This is a genomic window from Acidimicrobiales bacterium (assembly GCA_035547835.1).
GTDB lineage: Bacteria > Actinomycetota > Acidimicrobiia > Acidimicrobiales > Iamiaceae > DASZTW01.
The window spans coordinates 410,277-430,061 of sequence record DASZTW010000005.1 but is presented as its reverse complement, the minus strand read 5'-3'; the positions used below and the strand labels follow the sequence as shown (position 1 = coordinate 430,061).

The window sequence follows — 19,785 nt, the reverse complement described above, 5'->3', positions numbered from 1 at the left end:
ATGGCCGAGCGGCGCATGGCCCCGGTCCTTCCGGCGAGCGGTCACGGTTGGAGTGCCAGGAACGCCGCGGCGGCGGGGGACACCGGGCCGGGCCGGTACACCAGCCCGACGGTCCGGACCACCGCGGGCTCGAGGCGCGACACCACCGCCCCGGCGTCGGTCGCACGGCGGGCCATCGGCTCGGGGAGGAACGCCGTGCCGGCTCCGGCGAGCACCAGCGGCAGGAGTGCCTCGCGGTGCGCGGTCTCGACGGCGATGTTCGGTGCGAGGCCGGCGTGTTCGAGCGCGTCGTCGATGAGGCCGCGCATCGACGTGCCCATCGGCGTGGTGACGATCGGCAGGTCGGCGAGCGACGCGACCGGCAGGCGCCTGCGGGCCACCCGTCCATGGTCGCCGGCGTCGGGCGGCTGCACCGCGTAGACCTCCTGATCGAGCAACCGCTGCTCGACCAAGTCGTCCGCGGCGGGCAGCTCGACCAACCCCAGCTCGCACCGACCCGTGCGCACGGCGTCGAGCGCGTCGGCCACGTCGACCGGATCGACGACCCGCACCTGCACCCCGGGGTGGTGGCGGCGGAACTCGCCGAGGAGCCCGGCAAGCGGTTCCACGGCCAACGTCGGCAGACACACCAGGTCGAGGTGGCCGGCCGCGACGCCGGCCACTGCCGCCACCGCCTCGCGGGCGGTGGCCGCGTCGCGCAGCAGCTGACGGGCCGGGACGAGGAACGCCTCACCCGCCGCGGTGAGCTGCACGCCCCGTCCCACCCGGTCGAACAAGGCGACGCCCAGCTCGCGCTCGAGCGACCGGATGCCGACCGACAGCGACGGTTGGCTGACCGGTATCGCCTCGGCGGCCTTCGTGAAACCCCCCTCGTCGACGGCGGCTACCACGTATTCGACTTGGCGCAGTTCCATAGGGAAAGCATATGGGAATCATTTGACATATGTCTTGGACGAATGAACAGGTTCCTGCTTCCCTGAGGTCGTGCACTTCGTCCTCCACTGGCTCCCGATCCTCGCCATCGGCGCCGGCGTGGGCTTCCTCGGCGGGCTGTTCGGCAAGGGCGGCTCGGCCATCGCCACGCCGATGCTGGCGGCGGTGGGCGTTCCGCCGATCGTTGCGGTGGCCGCACCGCTGCCCGCCACCGTGCCGGGCACGTTGAGCGCGCTGCGTCCCTACTGGAAGCTGGGCTTCGTCGACCGGCCGACCGTCAAGTGGAGCCTGATCGTCGGTCTGCCGGCCACCGTGATCGGCGCGGTCGCGACCAACTGGATCAGCGGCGGGTTCCTGGTGGGGGTGACCGACGTGGTGGTGGCCGCCCTCGGGATCCGCTTCCTGCTGCGTCCTGGCAGCACAGAGGCGGTGCGCGACGTGCCGCACCTGACCGGGCGCACCATCGCGGTCGCGGCGGTCGTCGGGGTCTCAGCCGGCCTGCTCGCCAACAGCGGGGGGTTCTTGCTGGCGCCGCTGTACGTCGCCGTGCTGCGCATGCCGATGAAGCCGGCGTTCGGGTCGTCACTCGCGGTGGCGTCGATGCTGGCCGTGCCCGGCACGATCGTGCACGCCGCGCTCGGTCACCTCGACTGGTCGGTCGTCGGTGTGTTCGCGGTGGCGTCAGTACCGCTGTCGGCGCTGGGGGCTCGGGTGGCCCTGCGGACCGAGTCGGTGCGACTCGAGCGGATCTACGGGGCCGTGCTGGCCGTGCTCGGGATCGCCTTCCTCATCGCCCGGGCGTGAGCCGCTCCTTCAACCCGATCGTGGGGCGGCGCAAGAACAGGTAAGCGTCGATCCCCTTGGTGCGCACGGCGGGGAGCCGGTGGTACCAGCGGGCGAGCCGCCGGTCGAGGCGGTCGAACAGGCGCTGGTCGGCCGGGCTCAGCTCGAGGTCGAGGCGCTTGGCGAGGCGGGGGTCGAGCAGCCCGATGGCCATCACGCGCGGGGTGCGGGCGAGCGGGCCGGGCACCATCGGGTGCCACAGCACGTCGTGGACCATCGCCTGGCTCGTGGGTGTCGAGCCCAGCAGGTCGCTCGACAACACCTCGTCGAGATACTCGGCGAAGGCTCCTCGGTCGGGAGGGAGGAGCTCGGCCGGGATGCCGAAGAACCGCGCGAACGAGCAGGCGTCGGCATAGAACGCGTCGGCCTCACCGTCGGCGAACGGGCGGACCCAGCGGGTGAACGCGACCTCGACGCTGTCGATGATCGTGGCCCACACCCACCGCAGGAGCGTGGCGTCATGCGCGGTGTAGCGGTGCGCATCGTCATCGGGCACCGGCGGCTCGGCCACGTGCCCGTTCACGTGGTCGTGGAAGGCGTAGATGCGGCGGGCGGCGGCCCGCGAGATGTCGACGTCGCCGAAGACCAGCTGGGTGCCGAGGTCCATCGTGCCCCACAGCCGCCGCACCGGGAGGTGCTGGAAGCGGCTGTGGTCGCGGACGCCTGCGCCGACCTTCGGGTGGGCGACGTCCATCACCAAGGCCCGTTGCGCGAACAGGCCGCAGACCGGTTCGGACACGACCTTGCGCAGTGTGCTGTCCTTTCCGAACCCCATGTCGGCGTCCGGGTCGAGCTGCCCGAGGATCACGTCGTGGTGGTGGAGGGTCGGTTCATCGGCGCTCACGGTTCCCCCTTCCGGCGGCCACGAATAACTCTACCGCGGGTCGGAGATCTCCCGGGTCCTGCGCCGGTACCCTCCGGGCGGTGGAGGTGCTGATCTCGGAGCTGGCCGCGGCGCGCTTCGGCGACCGCATCCGGGCGGTGGCGCCCGACATCCGGCTGCTGCGCATGCAGGACGACGCCTCGCTGGTCGACGACGACGGCTGTGTGGTGGCCCGCGACGACGCGGCGCCCGACATCGCCTGGCTCACGTCCGACCTGTTCGACGAAGGCGGGCCGATCCGCAAGTTCATGGGCATGGTGCGCTACGGCACGTCGCTGAAGTGGTTCCAGTCGTCGGCCGCGGGCACCGACGAGCCCGTCTTCGCCGAAGTCGTGCGACGCGGTACCCGACTCACCACTTCGCACGTCAACTACGTCAGCATCTCCGAGTACGTGATCCGCGCTGCGCTCGACCACTTCCAACAGGCCGAGCGCTGGCGCGCCGCGCAGGCCGCAGGGGAGTGGCGGGTGCACCAGTTCCGCGAGGTGCGCGGCACGACGTGGCTCGTCGTCGGGCTCGGCGCGATCGGCGGCGCGGTCGCCGAACGGGCGCGGGTGTTCGGCGCGGAGGTGATCGGCGTTCGGCGCCATCCCCAGCCCGGCGACCCGGTCGACCGCGCGGTGGGGCTGGCCGAGGTGCACACCGTGCTCGGCGAGGTCGACGTCGTCGTGCTCAGCGTGCCGGCGAACTCGACGACGGCGGGCCTGGTGGATGCCCGGTTCCTGGCGGCGATGAAGCCCGGGTCGTTGCTCGTGAACGTGGGCCGCGGTGCAGTGGTCGACGAGGACGCGCTCCACGCCGCGCTCGATCGGGGCGTTCCGGCCCGTGCCGCGCTCGACGTGATGGCGGTCGAACCGGTACCGGCCGACTCGTGGATGTGGACCCATCCGCGACTGGTGCTCACACCCCACAACTCGGCGTCCGGCGACGGGCGGCGCGTGCGGGCCGCCGAGCTGTTCTGCGAGAACTTGCGCCGCTACCAGGCCGGCGAACCCCTCCTCCACGAGGTCACCGAAGCCGACCTCGACCGCTGACCGGCACGGGCCGAGCAGCCGTCCGGGCGGTCACCGGGGCGGTCGTGCGGGCGCTCACCGGCGGGCGCCGCAGAAGGCTTGATCGAACGGGCGTTCGTGAATTACGCTGATGTCGTTCTCGCAGGAGCGGCACCTCGCCGGGGATCCCCGGCACTGTCACACCCCCTGCGTAGCGTCGAGACCGAGTTGATCGCTGCGGCCATGCAGCCTCCGAACGACAACACGCTGCCGGTTGCGAACCGGCGAAGGAAAGGACACGACGTGGATCGTCTCAAGGCACTCGAAGTGGCATTGGGCAGCATCGAGAAGCAGTACGGCAAGGGCTCGGTCATGAAGATGGGCGAGAAGACCACCATGAAGGTGGAGGCCATCCCCACAGGCGCGCTGGCGCTCGACCTGGCGCTCGGGGTGGGCGGCCTTCCCCGGGGCCGGGTGGTCGAGATCTACGGCCCCGAGTCCTCCGGCAAGTCCACCTTGGCCATGCACGTCGTGGCGGAGGCACAGCGCAACGGTGGGATCTGCGCCTACATTGACGCCGAGCACGCCATGGATCCGGTGTACGCGCGGGCCATCGGGGTCGACGTCGACGAGCTGTTCATCTCGCAGCCCGACACCGGCGAGCAGGCCCTCGAGATCGCCGACATGTTGATCCGCTCGGGCGCGCTCGACGTGGTGGTGATCGACTCCGTCGCCGCGCTCACTCCACGAGCCGAGATCGAAGGCGAGATGGGCGACAGCCACGTCGGCCTGCAGGCCCGCCTGATGTCGCAGGCGCTCCGCAAGCTCACCGGCACGTTGAACAAGACCCAGACCATCTGCATCTTCATCAACCAGCTGCGCGAGAAGATCGGCGTGATGTTCGGGTCGCCCGAGACCACGCCCGGTGGGCGGGCGCTGAAGTTCTACTCGTCGGTCCGGCTCGACATCCGCCGCATCGAGGCGATCAAGGACGGGGTCGAGGTGGTCGGCAACCGCACTCGCGTCAAGGTGGTGAAGAACAAGGTGGCCCCGCCCTTCCGCCAGGCCGAGTTCGACATCATGTACGGCACGGGGATCAGTCGTGAAGGCTCGCTGCTCGACATCGGGGTCGACCTCGGCGTCGTGAAGAAGTCGGGTGCCTGGTACACCTACGAGGGTGAGCAGCTCGGTCAGGGCCGCGAGAACGCCAAGTCGTTCCTCACCGAGAACCCCGAGCTGATGGTCGAGATCTCCGAGCAGATCCGCAAGGAGGTCGGGGTCGATGACGACGTCGACGGCGCGGCCGACGACCTGCTGTCGGCCGACCCCGGCGGTTCGGCCGATGTCATGACCGAGCGCGACGACGAGCCGATCACGCTCGACGACTGACGCTCGCCGCATCCCGCTGCTGTGAGCACTTGACCACCTGGTAGGTGGTCAAGTGCTCACAGCTCGCTGGGGTTCGGCGGGGCGTCGGTGGGGGCCGTGGGCGGCGGCGGGGGCGTGACCACGCGTGGAAGCTCGCTGCCGCTGTGGGCGAAGACCCGGAAGGCCTCCATGACCTCGGTCGGGATCGGGAAGATGATGGTCGACGAGTTCTCCGTGGAGATCTCGGCCATCGTCTGCAATGTGCGCAGTTGGAACGTGCCAGGGGCGGCCGACATCGCAGTGGCGGCTTCGGACAGCTTGACCGAGGCCTGCAGCTCGCCTTCGGCGGCGATCACTTTGGCACGTCGGTCACGCTCGGCTTCGGCCTGACGGCTCATCGCCCGCTGGATCTGCTCGGGGAGGTCGATGTCGCGCAGTTCGACCCGGCGCACCTCGACCCCCCACTCCTCGGTCTGCTGGTCGAGCAGCTCCTTGATCTCGCCGTCGATCTGCTGGCGGTTGTTGAGCAGCTCGTCGAGGTCGTGCTGGCCCACCACCGACCGCAGTGCCGTCTGGGCGAGCAGCGATGACGCGTTGTACCAGCTCTGCACCCGGATCACCGACGCTTCCGGGCTGGTCACCCGCAAGAAGACCACCGCGTCGAGCGAGAGCGTGACGTTGTCCATGGTGATGACCTGCTGGGGCTGCACCGGGACGGCCATCTCCTGCAGATTGACCTTCACGATCTTGTCGATGAACGGCACGATCACGAACAGGCCGGGTCCCTTGGCGCCGACACAGCGGCCGAGACGGAAGATGACGCCTCGCTCATACTCCTGGACGATCCGCAGCGACATCACGGCCAGGAGCAGCAACACGACGACGACGATGATCACGATGACGGCGGCCACGGCCCGCACTCTACGGGCCGCGTGCCGCTCGTCAACGGGACAAATCGGACAGAGGTGCAGGAACCGACCCCTGCTCCGTCGAAAGGTGATCCACGTGGCCGGGTCGTTGCGGCCATGCCTGCACATTGGCGACAGTTGGGGAGCTGGCGTTGGAAACACTCAAGGTTTCGACTCGCTCGAACCCCAACGCGGTGGCTGGCGCGATGGCCGGGATCGTCCGTGACATCGGCACGGTCGAGGTCCAGGTCGTCGGAGCGGGGGCGCTCAACCAGGCGATCAAAGCGGTGGCGATCGCACGGGGATTCCTGCACGACTCGCATCTCGACCTCGTCTGCGCGCCGAGCTTCGCCGACATCGAGATCGACGGGCAGCGTCGGACGGCCATCCGCCTCTCGATCGAGGGCCGGCCCGACACGGCGGACGGCGGCGTGGAGCTCGACGACAGCCTGCTCGTACCGCACCACGCCTGACCGCACGCGCCGCATCGCTTCCGGGGGGCCGGGCCGCTGCTCGTAGACTCGTGCCGCCATGTCTGCGGATCCCACCCCTGCCCGCACGTACCACGTCCAGACGTACGGGTGTCAGATGAACGAGCACGACTCGGAGCGGATCGCCGGGCTCTTGGAGGCCGACGGTCTGGTCCGTGCCGCGTCGCCCGACGACGCCGACGTGTTGGTGCTCAACACGTGCTGCATCCGCGAGAACGCCGACAACAAGCTGTATGGCGCGCTGGGGCACCTCAAAGCTCGCAAGGCCGAACGCCCCGATCTCGAGATCATGGTGGGCGGCTGCCTGGCGCAAAAGGACCAGGAGCGCATCCGTGAACGCGCCCCGCACGTCGATGTCGTCTTCGGCACCCACAACGTGCACCGGGCAGCCGACCTGTTGCACGTGGCCAGGGATTCGGGTCCCGTCACCGAGATCTTGTCCGAGACCGTCGCCGAGGATCACGAGCTGTTCCCGTCCGCGCTGCCCGCGCGGCGCGAGCAGGGGCACGCCGCTTGGGTCACGATCCAGATCGGGTGCGACAACCACTGTGCGTTCTGCATCGTGCCGGCGGTGCGGGGACCCGAGATCAGCCGGGGGTTCGACGAGATCGTGGCCGAAGTCGAACGGCTGGCGGCCGACGGCGTCTCCGAGGTCACCCTCCTCGGTCAGAACGTCAACTCATACGGCCGCGATCTGGCGGTGGCTCGCCGCCGGGCGGGTGATGACGTACGGATCCGGCCGCTGTTCTCGGAGCTGCTGAGGGCGGTCGGCGACGTCGATGGCATCCGGCGTGTCCGCTACACGAGCCCCCACCCCAAGGATCTCCGGCCCGAGACCATCGCAGCCATGGCCGAGACACCCTCAGTGTGCGAGCACCTCCACTTGCCGCTCCAGTCCGGCAGCGACCGCGTGCTCGCCCTGATGCACCGTGGTTACACCGGCCAGCGCTATCTCGAGAAGCTGGCAGCGGCTCGGGCCGCGATCCCCGACCTGGCCGTGACCACCGACATCATCGTCGGCTTCCCGGGCGAGACCGACGACGACTTCGAGCGCACGCTCGAGGTGGCCGCGGTAGCCGACTACGACAGTGCGTACACGTTCATCTACTCGCCGCGTCCCGGCACGGAGGCGGCCGAACGGGTGGACCAGTGCGTCGACCCCACCGTCGTGCGCGATCGCTTCGACCGTCTGCGGGTCGTCGTGGAGCGGTCCGGGCTGGCCCGCCACGAAGCGCGTGTCGGGCGTACCGAAGAAGTGCTGGTGGAAGGTCCGTCCAAGCGCGACGCGTCGATGACCACTGGCCGCACGCGCCAGAACAAGCTGGTGCACTTCGCCTCGACTGCGCGGCTGCGCCCGGGCACGTACGCCACGGTCCGCGTCACCGGGGCGGCCCCCCATTTCCTGCGTGGCTCGCTCGTCGAAGTGGTCGAGCCGGCGCGGCACCGCACCCGCATCCCGGTCGTCGCCGGTTGACGATCGCGGTGGATCACTCCGCCCCACGCCACGCGGTGCGCAGCCGTGTGCGTCCCCGCGTTCGCAGCGCCGCACCGGCGTAGATCCGCGCCGCCACGGTCACCATGGCGGCGCATGCGGCGACGGTGAGCGCGAGGGCCGCGCCGGCCTGCCACCACGGGCAGGCGTCGGCCGCCATGCGCAGCGGAACCACGAACGGCGCAGTCGGCGGGAAGAACGTCGATGCGACGGCGAGGCCACCGTCGGGATGTTGGAACGCGATGGTGGCGGCCAGGAACGACAGCACCGCCAGCAACGTCACCGGCAGCTGGACCCCCTGCATCTCCTCTTGGCGCGACACGAGCGACGCGGCCACCGCGAACCCGCACGCATAGATGAGGTAGCCCAGCACGAACCAGCCGACCAGCGTGCCGAGCGTCAGCGGCCAACCCGGCGGGAGCGCGACGGTGCCGGCGGCGCTGGCGCCGATCAGTCCGACCGCGGCCATGGCCAGGAGCTGGCCGATCCCGAGCGCACCGATCCCGAGGATCTTCCCCGCCAGGAGGCGACGCGGCCGCACCGTCGAGAGCAGCACTTCGATCACCCGCGACGACTTCTCTTCGACCAACCCGACCGCCACCCAGATGCCGTACGTGAGGATCTGCCCGTACAACAGGATCGTGCCGATGAACATCAGGTTCTTGCGGCGTTCCGAGGCGGAATCTGCCCGGCGCAACGTCGTGACGTTCGTCAGGCCGGCGGACGTGAGCGCTGCCGCGGCTCGACGCTGCAACTCACCGGATGCAACCGCCTGGTCGATGGCCCGCACCCGCAACGCGCCGTCGAGCACCACGGCGAGCTCGGGGGCCAGGGACTTGTCGACCACCGTCGTGCCGTCGATCAGCGCTGCGTCGATCTCTCCGCCGCGCACCTCGGCGCGGGCACGCGACCGATCGGTGAGCACCCGAACGTCGACGGTGGTGGGCACGTCGACGCGATCGGCGACGTCGCGGATCGAGGCCGCCAACGCCGCCGCGTCGGTGCCGACGACCGCCACGCGGTAGTGCGTGGTCGTCTTGCGGTGGAGCACACCAGGCAGGATCGCCGCCACGAGGACCACCGCGATCCCGATCGCGGAACCGATGAGGAAGCCCTTCTGGCGCAACCGCGCGTCGATCTCCCGGCGGGCGATGAGGCCCACGTCGCGCCCGGCCGACCCACCGCGTCGCATCAGTGGACGACTTCGCGGAACAGGTCGCTGAGGGTCGCCACCACGGGGCCAAACCGCTCGACGGCGCCGACGTGCCGGGCGGCGTCGAGCACCACCTGGTCGTCGGCGTCCTCCGCGAGGTCGACTCGCCACGCGCCGGCGATGTGCTCGGCTCGCTGCACGCCCAGCAGCCCCTCGAGCCAACGGCCGTCGGTCGGGGCGACGGCGGTGCCCGCGCCCGTCGGCGCGAACACCACCTCGATCCGGCGTCCCGCATGGCGCCGGCGGACCTCGTCGATCGTGCCGCTGGCCACCAGGCGGCCCGCGTCGATGATCACCACCGAGTCGCACAATCGCTCCACCAGCTCGAGCTGGTGGCTGGAGAACACGACGGCCGCGCCCCGGTCGACTTGTCCGGCGAGCGCACCGGCCAGCGCGTCGACGCCGACGGGGTCGAGGCCGCTGAATGGCTCGTCGAGGACCAGCGCCTCGGGCCCGTGGAGGAGCGCGGCCACGAGCTGCACGCGCTGCTGGTTGCCCAGCGACAGGTCATCGACCATCGCACGCCGGCGGTCGCCGAGGCCCAGGTCGTCGAGCCAGCGCTCGGCGCGGCTCGTGGCCTCGACACGGCTGAGGCCGTGGAGTTCACCGAAGTAGCGGAGCTGATCGATCACCCACATCTTCGGATAGAGGCCTCGCTCCTCGGGCAGGTAGCCGAAGAGCGTGCGCCGCTGGTCGGGCTCGACGGGTCGGCCGTCCCAAGTGACCGACCCGCGGTCCGCTCGGGTGAGTCCGAGCGCGATCCGCATCGCAGTCGTCTTGCCTGCGCCGTTGCGTCCGACGAACCCCACGACCTGCCCCCGCGCCACCGAGAACGAGAGGCCCGCCAGCGCCTGGACGTCGCCGTACCTCCGGTGGAGGTCGTCCAACTGCAACACGCCGCCCACCCTATGAGCGCCCTGCCGATGCCGCGACGCGGCCGGTCCGGTCGAGCGCGGCGACTTTGGCGGCGGCCAGCACCACGAGGAGGTGCAGCAACACCGTGTTCGTGTCCATCGTGCTGCGACCGTATGAGCACCTCTTTGCGGGAACGTGCGAGGAATGCGAACCCTCCGTAACGATCTCCTTCTCGCCCGCGCCAGGCGCCACCGGGGCCCGGGGTGGCCCTCAGATAGCGTCGATGGCGTGGAGGCGACCCTGAGTCCCGAGCTCCGTGGCCTGGTCGACGGCGGGGCGTGGCTCGCGGTGCCGGGCACGAGCACGGCAACGGTGTGGCAAGTGGAGCTCGAAGACGGGAGGTCGGTGTTCGTCAAGGCCGGCGCCGAGCCGGGTGTGGCCGCCGCGATCACCGACGAGCTCGCCCGATGGGAGTGGCTCGAGGCCACGGATCTCGGCCAGCTGCCGGTGCCGGCGGTGCTCGGCCATCAGGCAGCGGACCCCGGGGCGCACCAACCGGCGGCGATCGTGTCGGCCGCGGCGGAAGGGGTGCCGGAGCTGCACTGGTTCCTCGACCCGCCTGACGTCGCCGACCTCCTCGGCTCGACGTTGCGGGCGGTCCACGCGCTCCCGGTCGACCGTTGCCCGTTCGAGGCAGCCCCCTCCGCGCTGATCGCGGCGGCGGAGGAGCGGGTGGCCGCGGGGCTGGTGGACTCGTCGAAGTTCCACGCCGCCAACCAGCGGTACTCACCCCACGAGCTGCTCGGCCACGCCCGGGCGCTGGTGGCCGCCGATCCCGACGGGGCCGACCGCGTGGTGGTGCACGGCGACTTCTCGGTCGGGAACGTGATCGTGCGGCCCGACACCCGCGCGGTGACCGGGGTGGTCGACTGGGCAGGCCTGGGAGTGGGCGACCGCCACCTCGACCTCGCCACGGCCGCCCGGTCGCTGGTGACGCACTTCGGGGGCGAGTGCCTGCCACGGTTTCTCGCCGCGTACGGGTTCGAGGAGCCCGACCCGCTGCGGCTGGAGTTCTACTCGCTGCTCGATCAGTTCCGGTGACGTCGTCGAGCCAAGGGGCCGCAGCCCACCTGGCGATCGTGGGGCCGACGGCTTCAGGGAAGTCCGCCGTGGCCATGGCTCTGGCACGGCTGCTCGGCGATGTCGAGCTCGTGGCGGTGGACTCGATGCAGGTGTACCGCGGGATGGACGTCGGCACCGCCAAGCCAACCGCATCGGAGCGCGCCGAGGTGCCCCACCACGCGATCGACCTGGTCGACCCGTGGGACGAGTTCACGGTGCGAGACCACCAGGCCGTCGTGCAGGCCGCGTTGGCCGACATCGAGGCGCGGGGCCGCCGGGCGCTGCTCGTGGGCGGAACGGGTCTGTACGTCCAGGCGATCGTCGACGGCCTCGACATCCCGGGGCGCTGGCCCGCGGTGCGCGCCGAGTTGGAGGCCGACGCCGACACGGTGGCACTCCACGGTCGGCTGGCCGACCTCGACCCGGCGGCCGCCGAGCGCATGGAACCGACGAACCGTCGGCGCGTGGTGCGGGCGCTCGAGGTCACGCTGGGCAGTGGTCGGCCCTTCTCGTCGTTCGGCCCGGGCCTGGGGGCGTACCCGCCGACCCGGTTCGACCTGGTGGGGCTGCGGGTGCCGCCGGAGGTGTTGGCCGGGCGGATCGCGGAGCGCTACCGGGAGCAGCTCGCGGCTGGCTTCCTCGACGAGGTGCGCGTCCTTGCCGACCCGCCCGTCGGCCGGTCGCTCAGTCGCACCGCCGGTCAGGCGCTCGGTTACCGCGAGCTGCTCGACCACCTCGCGGGCGCGGCGACCCTCGACGCCGCCGTCGACCTCGCGATCCGCCGCACCCGTGCGTTCGCCCGCCGCCAACGCGCCTGGTTCCGGCGCGACCCGCGCATCTCGTGGATCGACACCGGCGACGATCCGCTGTCCGCCGTCCCGGTGCTGGTCGACCGCTGGTCGCGCAAGAGCTGAAATCAGGTGGCACCCCGGCGGTCGCCTGCGAGACTGGCACGACCATGACCCTCGCTGCGCCGCGCCCGCCGACGACCGGGCATCTCCACCTCGGCAAGTACCACGGGCTGGGGAACGACTTCCTCGTCTGGTTGACCGACCGATCGACGGCCGACGCCGTCGATCTCGCCGCGCTCGCTCGACAGGTGTGCGACCGCCATCGTGGGGTGGGCGCCGACGGTCTGCTGGTCGGCACGCCATCCGACGTTGCCGGCGGCCCGCTGACGATGGTGCTGCACAACGCCGACGGCTCGCGGGCCGAGATGAGCGGCAACGGCATCCGCTGCTTCGTCCACGCCGTCGCCCGCGACGCGGGGATGGAGGAAGGCGAGCTGGCCGTGCAGACCGACGCCGGGCTGCGCACGGTCGACTTCGGCCCCGCACCCGACGGGGATCCCCGCAGCATCGTGGCCACGGTCGACATGGGGACCGCCGCGGCCGGCCCGGCCCCTGACACCGGCGCGCCCGGCCCCGCGGGTGGCCACGCGGCGGGCGCGGCGCCGGCCGGCACGGCGCCCATTCGCCAAGCCGAGGTTGAGCTCGGCAACCCCCACCTCGTGCTGCTCGTGGATGACCCGGCGGCGGTTGATCGGGCGGCGGTGGGCCCGGCCTGGGAAGCCCGATACTCCCACGGGATCAACGTCCACTTCGTGGCGCCGTCGGCCGACGGCTCCTCTCTCGCGGTGCACACCTGGGAGCGCGGCGCCGGGCTGACCGAGGCGTGCGGCACCGGTGCCGCGGCTTCGGCCCATGCCGCCCACCGATGGGGGCTGGTCGGCGACCACGTCGGGGTCACCATGCCGGGCGGCGACGTGCAGGTCGCGCTGGGCGAGCCGATCCACCTCACGGGACCGTCCAGCTGGATCGCCGACGTCGAGGTGCCCTGCGGGCGGGTGCGCGCATGACCGATCCCACCGGCCCCGACGTGCACGAAGATCCCGCGGGCGACGACGTGGCCGACGACCGCGCCCACCGCGGCGCGTTCGGCGAGTTCGGCGGCGAGTCCGGCGGCCTGATCGAGCGCTCGTTCCGGGAGCGCATCGTCTTGGTCGGCGTGGCCACCGACGGCCGATCCCCCGATGACGTCGATGCCGAGCTCGACGAGCTGGCGTTGCTGGTCGACACGGCGGGGGCCGATCCGGTGGGCCGGGTCGTGCAGCGGCGTGATCGACCCGACCCGGCCACGTACCTCGGCAAGGGCAAGGTCGCCGAGCTGAAGGCCGTGGCCGAAGCCACCGACTGCGACACCGTCGTGTTCGATGACGAGCTCACCCCGGCGCAGCAGTTCAACTTGGAGAAGGCCCTCGGTCGTACCGCGCTCGACCGCACCGCGGTGATCCTCGACATCTTCGCCCAGAACGCGCACAGCACCGAGGGCAAGGCGCAAGTCGAGCTCGCCCAGCTCCGCTACCTCCAACCCCGCATCCGCGGCAAGGGCAAGGGGCTGTCACAGCAGGCGGGCGGTATGTCGGCCGGCGGGGCGCGGGTGGGAACCCGTGGTCCCGGTGAGACGAAGCTCGAAGTCGACCGGCGCCGCATCACCCGCCGAATCCACAAGCTCGAGGCCGAGTTGCGGACCGTGGCCTCGCACCGCGACACGCAGCGCAAGCAGCGCTCACGCAGCCGGTACCACCAGGCCGTGATCGTCGGTTACACGAACGCCGGCAAGAGCACGCTGTTGAACCGGCTCACCGACGCGGGGGTGCTCGTCGAGGACCGATTGTTCGCCACGCTCGACGCGACCACGCGCCGCCTGCAGCTCCCCGGCGGCGAGTCGGTGTTGCTCACCGACACGGTCGGGTTCATCCGCAAACTGCCCCACGGACTCGTCGAAGCGTTCAAGTCCACCCTCGAAGTGGCGACGACCGCCGACTTGTTGGTGCATGTGGTCGATGGCTCGGCCCTTGACCCTGAGGGGCAGATCCGGGCCGTGCACGAGGTGCTGGTCGAGATCGGCGCGGGTGACGTGCCCGAGTTGGTGTGCGTCAACAAGGTCGACCTGGCCGAGGAGTTCGGTCGCCTCGACGGGGTCAAGCGCATCTTGTCGACGCACGCGGGGTCGGTGGCCATCTCGGCTCGCACCGGCGAAGGCGTCGACGACCTGCTGCTGGCCATCGGCGACCGCCTCCGCGCCGCCACCGCAGTGGTCGAGCTCGACGTTCCGTGGGACCGGGGCGACATCATCGCCACTGTGCACCGCGAAGGCGAGGTCATCTCCGAGCTGGCCGGCGAGTCGTCGCTGCGGCTGCGGGCTCGTCTCGACGACGCCGCCACGGGTCGCCTGCATGAGTTCGTGGTCTGAAGTCCGCTCGCCGGGGCGTCGGCCTGCCCCGGCCCGGCGCGTACGGTGTCGCCCGTGACCAACGCTGCTGATTCCCCTGCGCAGCCGGGCGCGTTCGGCGCCGGGCTCGCCACGATCGCGCCGGACGGCCAAGTGCTCGACACCTGGTACCCCGCGCCGCAGTTGGGCACCGACCAACCCGCCGGAACCCGGCGGCTCGACGGTGCTGCGGTGACCGGCCAACTCGGCGACGAAGCTGCCGCCGTGCTCGGGAGCGACGACGTGCGTGGGGTCGAAGTGGTGGCGGTCGCCACGTCGATCGCGGATCTCGACGACCCGCCCGTCGACACGCACGACGTCTATCTGCGCCTGCACTTGCTCTCGCACTGCCTCGTGCCGCCCAACGGCTGCAACCTCGACGGCATCTTCGGTCTGCTCAACAACGTGGTGTGGACGGCGGCCGGGCCGTGCGCGGTCGACGGTTTCGAGGCCACCCGGCTGCGGTTGCGGGCGGCCGGTCGGGTGCCCACGGTGTACGGGATCGACAAGTTCCCCCGGATGGTCGACTACGTGGTGCCGGCGGGGGTGCGGATCGCCGACGCCGACCGAGTGCGCCTCGGTGCCCACCTCGCTCCGGGCACGACCGTCATGCACGAGGGCTACTGCAACTTCAACGCCGGCACGCTCGGCGAGTCGATGGTCGAAGGGCGGATCAGCCAGGGGGTGGTGATCGGCAACGGGTCCGACCTCGGCGGTGGTGCCACCACCATGGGCACTCTCTCCGGCGGCGGCAAGGAGCGCGTGTCGGTGGGTGAGCGCTGCCTGATCGGATCGGAGGCCGGGCTCGGCATCGCGCTCGGTGACGACTGCACCGTCGAGGCCGGCTTGTACGTCACGGCCGGCACGTTGGTCGCCATGCCCGACGGCCAAGTCGTCAAGGCCCGGGAGCTGTCGGGCCAGTCTGGGCTGCTGTTCCGGCGGAACTCGCAGTCAGGGCGGGTCGAAGTGCTGTCGACCACCGTCGACTGGGGCTCGCTCAACGCCGAGCTCCACGCCAACGACTAGGCCCGATGGCCGGGTTCACCCCTCCGCCGTATCCCTACGACCGGCTCGTGCCGTTGCGCGAGGCGGCCGACCGCCACCGCGGCGGTGTGATCGACCTGTCGATCGGCACGCCGTGCGACCCGCCGCCGGCCGCGGCCATGTCCGCGCTCGCGGATCCCGTCGCGGCGCGGGGATATCCGCCCTCGATCGGCACCGACGCGTACCGCGACGCGGCTGCCGGGTGGTTGGCGCGGCGGATCGGCGTGACGGTCGACCCGCGCTCGGAGCTCGCCGCGTGCGTGGGCACCAAGGAGCTGGTGGCCGGCCTGCCGCAATGGCTGCGATTGCGAACGCCCGAGCGCGACACCGTCTTGTACCCGGCGATCAGCTACCCGACGTACGCCATGGGCGCCACGCTCGCGGGGTGCCGGGCCGTGCCGGTGACGGTCGACGACCACTGGCGCATCGACCTCTCGGCCATCGACCCCGCCGACGCGGCCCGGGCGCTGTGCCTGTGGGTCAACACCCCCGGGAACCCCGCCGGGGGCCTCGACGATCTCGACGCCGCCGCGGCCTGGGGACGTGACCGGGGGATACCGGTCCTTTCCGACGAGTGCTACGTGGAGTTCACGTGGGACGGGCCACCGCGCACGATCCTGTCGGGTGGCGTCGACGGGGTGCTCGCGGTGCACTCGCTGTCCAAGCGCTCCAACTTCGCCGGCGCCCGCGTGGGCTTCTATGCCGGCGACCCCGCGCTCGTCCACTACCTCTCCGAGGTTCGCAAACACGCCGGTTTCATGGTGCCCGGCCCCGTGCAAGCGGCCGGCGCGGTCGCGTTCGGCGACGACACCCACGTCGACGCGCAGCGTGACCGGTACGCACGGCGTCTGACCTTGGCGCAGCGACTCCTGGGCGCGTTCGGGATCGACGCGGCGTTGCCGCAGGGATCGTTCTACTTGTGGGCAGCTGCGCCCGACGGCGACGCCTGGGCGCTCGCACGCGAGCTGGCCGAACGGGCGGGCGTGTTGGTGAGTCCAGGTGAGTTCTACGGCGCGGCGGGGAGCGACCACGTGCGGGTCGCGGTCGTGCAGCCCGACGAACGCCTCGAGCTGGCGTTGTCGCGCGTCGCCTGACCAGCGGCAGGCCGGCCGATTCCCGGCGCGCCGCGGGCATCATCGCCCACTACCGTCGGGTCGATGTCCGCCGACGCGCCCGTCCCGGCCGCATCTGCCCACGACCCGTTGCCGTGCGACTTGTTGGCCCGTACCGCGGCGCTGATCGACGTCCCGTCGGTGAGCCGGAGCGAAGCGGCGCTCGCCGACCTGGTCGAGGCCGAGCTGCGCGCCCACGCCTGGCTCACCGTTGATCGCGTCGCTGACAACGTGGTGGCCCGCACGGACCAGGGCCGCGAGCGGCGGGTACTGCTGGTCGGGCACCTCGACACCGTGCCGGCCAACGGCAACGAGCGCGCCCGGATCGACGGCGACACGTTGTGGGGTCTCGGCGCTGCCGACATGAAAGGCGGGCTCGCCATCCAGCTCGAGCTGGCCCGGACGATGGCGGCGTCGGCGATCGACGTCACGTACGTGTTCTACGCCTGCGAAGAGATCGAGGCAGCCGCGAACGGGCTCGGCGAGCTGTTCCGCGAGCGCCCCGAACTGCTGGCCGGCGACCTCGCCCTGATCGGTGAGCCGACAGCCGGTCAGCTCGAGGCCGGCTGCCAGGGAACCATGCGCCTCGAAGCCACGTTGCGCGGGCGCCGCGCCCACACCGCGCGACCGTGGATGGGCCGCAATGCCATCCACCGCATGGGACGGCTGCTGGCCATCGTCGATGCGTACGAAGGCCGCCAGCCCGACCTCCAGGGCTGCGTGTACCGCGAAGCGCTCCAGGCCGTGGCGATCGAAGGCGGGGTGGCGGGCAACGTGGTGCCCGACTTGGCCACCGTGCGCATCAACCACCGGTTCGCGCCCGATCGATCGGCCGTCGAAGCCGAAGCCCACGTGCGCGAGGTCCTGGCCCCCGCGCTCGAAGACGGCGACACCCTCGAGGTGCTCGACGTCGCCGCGGCTGCGCCGCCGGCGCTCGACAACCCGCTGCTGGCCGCCTTCGTGGGGCGTGCAGACCTGGGTGTGGTGGCAAAGCTGGGCTGGACCGACGTGGCTCGCTTCGCCGCCCGCGGCGTCCCGGCCGCGAACTTCGGGCCGGGCGACTCCACGTTGGCCCACACGGCGGAGGAGCGCCTCGAACGTGAGCCGCTCGAGTGGACGTTCCGCGTCCTGCGAGCCTTGCTCTCCCAGGGCCTCTGACCAGCCGGGAGGCGCGGCCCGTGCGTAGGTCAGGCCGTGTCGCGGCGGCGCGCTTCGAGCATCTGCGCCAACGCGATCGCCGCGATGAGGATCGCGGCCGCCAGCGCCGGGAACAGCGGGCGGGACGAGCCGCCGGTCGCGCTCGGCGTGCGACCCGTCACGAGCGGCGTGGCGGGTTGGCCGGCTGCCGCCTTGGCCGCCGTTTGAGGGGTGGACGTCGCCGTCGGCGCCGGTGCCGCGCGGGTCACTTTCGGGGGTGGGCCGGCCGCGGCTGCCCGGCCGACATCGACCAGGCCGGCACCGGTGGTCGTCGGCGAACCGCCCACGATGGGGTCCGCAGTGGACAGCAGGCGCTCGACGGCTTGGCGGGGAGTGAAGCCCGCGCCGAGCAGGATGGCGAGCGCCCCGGAGACGTGCGGGGCAGCCATCGACGTACCTGACAGGCAGGCGTACTGGTTGGCACCGAGCTTGGGGTCCCAGTACGTGGACAGCACACCGCGGGGCTGGCCGCCAGTGCGGCAGGTCGTCTCGTCGTCGCCGGGCTCGCCGCCGGGCGCCGCGAGGCTCCAGCGAGCGTTGCCAACGGCATTCGCGTAGTCGGCGCGCACGCCTTGGCGGTTGACGGCCGTCACGACGACCACGGGCAGGTCGCCGACGTCGAGTTGGTGGTCGGTGGCGTTGCCCGAGGCGATCACGACCACGGCGCCGCGCGCCCATGCTTCGCGCAACGACGTCGCCAAGGTGCTGTTGGCCAGCGGGCTGGCATCGCTACCGAGCGACAGGTTGATCACCCGCGCGCCCCGGGCCACGGCCCAGCGCACGCCGGCCGCGACGTCGGCGGAGTCGCCCTCCGCGGAGCACGAGCTGGACTGCTGGCAGTGGTCGGTGAGCACCCGGACGCCGAGCAGTTTGGCTTCGGGTGCGACGCCGGTGATGCCGACGCCGTTGTTCGCGACCGCGGCGGCGATCCCGGCCACGTGCGTTCCGTGCCCGTCGTCGTCGGCTCCCGACCCGGTGCACAGGCCGGCGTCACCCCCGGTGCCGATGCAGGCGACCGAGCCGACGATGTTCGCGGCGAGGTCCTGGTGGGCCAAGTCGATGCCCGAATCGATCACGGCGATGGTGACGCCGCGCCCGCGACCCATGGCCCAGCCCTGCTCGGCGTGGATCATCGCCAAGTTCCACTGGAGGCCCTGGTCGTACGCCGGGTCGTTGATCGCGGGGGCCTGGCGGACCGCGCCAGCAGGCCGCGCGCCCAGCAGCGCGGTGCACATCACGACGAGCAAGAGGGAGGTGGCGGCTCGTCGCATGCCTCCATTGTTCGTCATCGAGGGCCGCCGCGCCTCGCGCGGTGGCCAGATGGTGCCGCGGGGTGTCGCGGCTCAGGTCAGCGCGCTAGCTCACGCGGCGCATGACGGTGACGACCTTGCCGTACACGTGCACGTCGTCGGCGTCGAACTCCATGGGCTCGAGACGCGGGTTGCGCGGCTCGAGGATGACTTTGCCCTTGGCTCGGCGATAGTGCTTGACGGTGGCTTCCTCGCCCGGGATCCCCGCGACCACGATCTCGCCCTGGTCGGCCGAAGGCTGGCTGCGAACGACGACGTAGTCGCCGTCGAGGATGCCGGCCTCGATCATGGAATCGCCCCGGACGCGCAGCATGAACAGGTCGCCGTCGCCGGTGAGGTCGGCCGCCACGGGGAGCACCTCGCCGATGTTCTCCTGCGCCAGCACGTCGGTACCCGCGGCCACGTCGCCGACGAGCGGGACATGGCGGACCGGCCGACGCTCGGCCACCGCACCCGAGGTGGGGTCGAAGCTGACCTCGATGGCCCGGGGTTTGGTTGGGTCGCGTCGCAGGTAGCCGTTGCGCTGGAGGGTGGCGAGTTGTGCGTGGACGCTCGACGGCGAGGTGAGGCCGACAGCCTCGCCGATCTCGCGCACCGAGGGCGGGTAGCCCCGCGTGCGCATCGATTCTTCGATGACGTCGAGGATCTGTCGTTGCCGGGCAGTGAGCTTGTGCGGGGGCATGGCGACTCCGAACGTGTGTTTGCAACGAGGGTAGCAACCGGCGTGGACGGTGACAAACATTTGTTCG

At 71.4% G+C, this 19,785-nt stretch carries 18 protein-coding genes and 1 pseudogene; 12 read left to right on the top strand and 7 right to left on the bottom strand.

From position 1 onward, the window contains the following. Nucleotides 1-41: 41 nt before the first annotated feature. Nucleotides 42-914: a LysR family transcriptional regulator gene (locus VHA73_04365; GenBank protein ID HVX17245.1), complete on the bottom strand. Its 873-nt coding sequence runs from the start codon at nucleotides 912-914 to the stop codon at nucleotides 42-44. 70 nt (nucleotides 915-984) lie between these two features. On the opposite strand from VHA73_04365, the gene VHA73_04360 reads away from it, so the two are divergent. Next, nucleotides 985-1,737, top strand: a complete 753-nt coding sequence (locus VHA73_04360) for a sulfite exporter TauE/SafE family protein (GenBank protein HVX17244.1) — start codon at nucleotides 985-987, stop codon at nucleotides 1,735-1,737. Here VHA73_04360 and VHA73_04355 read toward each other — a convergent pair. After that, the gene (locus tag VHA73_04355; protein HVX17243.1) at nucleotides 1,721-2,620 is read right to left on the bottom strand and encodes an oxygenase MpaB family protein; all 900 of its coding nucleotides are present in this window, start codon (nucleotides 2,618-2,620) and stop codon (nucleotides 1,721-1,723) included. The two genes, VHA73_04360 and VHA73_04355, sit on opposite strands and share 17 nt — an antisense overlap. Nucleotides 2,621-2,700: 80 nt before the next feature. On the opposite strand from VHA73_04355, the gene VHA73_04350 reads away from it, so the two are divergent. Together VHA73_04350 and recA are read left to right on the top strand one after the other, a co-directional pair. Further along, complete coding sequence (locus VHA73_04350; protein HVX17242.1) at nucleotides 2,701-3,693, top strand: D-2-hydroxyacid dehydrogenase; 993 nt, start codon at nucleotides 2,701-2,703, stop codon at nucleotides 3,691-3,693. A 261-nt stretch (nucleotides 3,694-3,954) separates the two neighbouring features. Further along, on the top strand, nucleotides 3,955-5,040 hold the full coding sequence (gene recA / locus VHA73_04345; protein HVX17241.1) for a recombinase RecA: 1,086 nt from the start codon (nucleotides 3,955-3,957) through the stop codon (nucleotides 5,038-5,040). A 56-nt stretch (nucleotides 5,041-5,096) separates the two neighbouring features. On the opposite strand, the gene VHA73_04340 is transcribed toward recA, so the two are convergent. Further along, entirely contained in the window at nucleotides 5,097-5,930 is an 834-nt protein-coding gene (locus tag VHA73_04340) for a slipin family protein (GenBank protein ID HVX17240.1), read from the bottom strand. Between the two features lie 149 nt (nucleotides 5,931-6,079). On the opposite strand from VHA73_04340, the pseudogene VHA73_04335 reads away from it, so the two are divergent. Further along, a pseudogene (locus VHA73_04335) lies at nucleotides 6,080-6,337 on the top strand (stage V sporulation protein S). Nucleotides 6,338-6,458: 121 nt separating this feature from the next. Beyond that, nucleotides 6,459-7,892, top strand: coding sequence for a tRNA (N6-isopentenyl adenosine(37)-C2)-methylthiotransferase MiaB (miaB, locus tag VHA73_04330; protein HVX17239.1), 1,434 nt, complete (start codon nucleotides 6,459-6,461; stop codon nucleotides 7,890-7,892). Nucleotides 7,893-7,905: 13 nt separating this feature from the next. Here the strand turns inward: miaB and VHA73_04325 are convergent, their stop codons facing one another. Together VHA73_04325 and VHA73_04320 are read right to left on the bottom strand one after the other, a co-directional pair. Continuing rightward, nucleotides 7,906-9,102, bottom strand: a complete 1,197-nt coding sequence (locus VHA73_04325; GenBank protein HVX17238.1) for an ABC transporter permease — start codon at nucleotides 9,100-9,102, stop codon at nucleotides 7,906-7,908. Next, a complete protein-coding gene (locus VHA73_04320) occupies nucleotides 9,102-10,019 on the bottom strand; it encodes an ATP-binding cassette domain-containing protein (protein HVX17237.1) in 918 nt (305 codons plus the stop codon). The genes VHA73_04325 and VHA73_04320 overlap by 1 nt, the downstream gene beginning before the upstream one ends. Nucleotides 10,020-10,266: 247 nt before the next feature. Here VHA73_04320 and VHA73_04315 point away from each other — a divergent pair, with 247 nt between their 5' ends. The 7 genes from VHA73_04315 (at nucleotide 10,267) to dapE (ending at nucleotide 17,687) form a co-directional block, all read left to right on the top strand. After that, nucleotides 10,267-11,079, top strand: a complete 813-nt coding sequence (locus tag VHA73_04315; protein ID HVX17236.1) for a phosphotransferase — start codon at nucleotides 10,267-10,269, stop codon at nucleotides 11,077-11,079. After that, nucleotides 11,076-12,014, top strand: coding sequence for a tRNA (adenosine(37)-N6)-dimethylallyltransferase MiaA (miaA, locus tag VHA73_04310; GenBank protein ID HVX17235.1), 939 nt, complete (start codon nucleotides 11,076-11,078; stop codon nucleotides 12,012-12,014). The genes VHA73_04315 and miaA overlap by 4 nt, the downstream gene beginning before the upstream one ends. Nucleotides 12,015-12,058: 44 nt before the next feature. Next, nucleotides 12,059-12,958 (top strand): diaminopimelate epimerase, encoded by a 900-nt coding sequence (gene dapF, locus VHA73_04305; GenBank protein ID HVX17234.1) that lies wholly within the window; start codon nucleotides 12,059-12,061, stop codon nucleotides 12,956-12,958. Further along, nucleotides 12,955-14,355: a GTPase HflX gene (hflX, locus tag VHA73_04300; protein ID HVX17233.1), complete on the top strand. Its 1,401-nt coding sequence runs from the start codon at nucleotides 12,955-12,957 to the stop codon at nucleotides 14,353-14,355. Before dapF ends, hflX begins: the two co-directional genes overlap by 4 nt. Nucleotides 14,356-14,409: 54 nt before the next feature. Continuing rightward, nucleotides 14,410-15,399, top strand: coding sequence for a 2,3,4,5-tetrahydropyridine-2,6-dicarboxylate N-succinyltransferase (dapD, locus tag VHA73_04295; protein ID HVX17232.1), 990 nt, complete (start codon nucleotides 14,410-14,412; stop codon nucleotides 15,397-15,399). Nucleotides 15,400-15,404: 5 nt separating this feature from the next. Then, nucleotides 15,405-16,511 carry an aminotransferase class I/II-fold pyridoxal phosphate-dependent enzyme gene (locus VHA73_04290; protein HVX17231.1) on the top strand — a complete coding sequence of 369 codons (1,107 nt, stop codon included), beginning with the start codon at nucleotides 15,405-15,407 and terminating at the stop codon, nucleotides 16,509-16,511. A gap of 63 nt (nucleotides 16,512-16,574) precedes the next feature. Continuing rightward, entirely contained in the window at nucleotides 16,575-17,687 is a 1,113-nt protein-coding gene (gene dapE, locus VHA73_04285) for a succinyl-diaminopimelate desuccinylase (protein ID HVX17230.1), read from the top strand. Between the two features lie 29 nt (nucleotides 17,688-17,716). Here the strand turns inward: dapE and VHA73_04280 are convergent, their stop codons facing one another. Both VHA73_04280 and lexA read right to left on the bottom strand, forming a co-directional pair. Continuing rightward, nucleotides 17,717-18,997 (bottom strand): S8 family serine peptidase, encoded by a 1,281-nt coding sequence (locus tag VHA73_04280; GenBank protein ID HVX17229.1) that lies wholly within the window; start codon nucleotides 18,995-18,997, stop codon nucleotides 17,717-17,719. Nucleotides 18,998-19,082: 85 nt separating this feature from the next. Further along, nucleotides 19,083-19,718, bottom strand: coding sequence for a transcriptional repressor LexA (gene lexA / locus VHA73_04275; protein HVX17228.1), 636 nt, complete (start codon nucleotides 19,716-19,718; stop codon nucleotides 19,083-19,085). Between the last annotated feature and the right edge of the window lie 67 nt (nucleotides 19,719-19,785).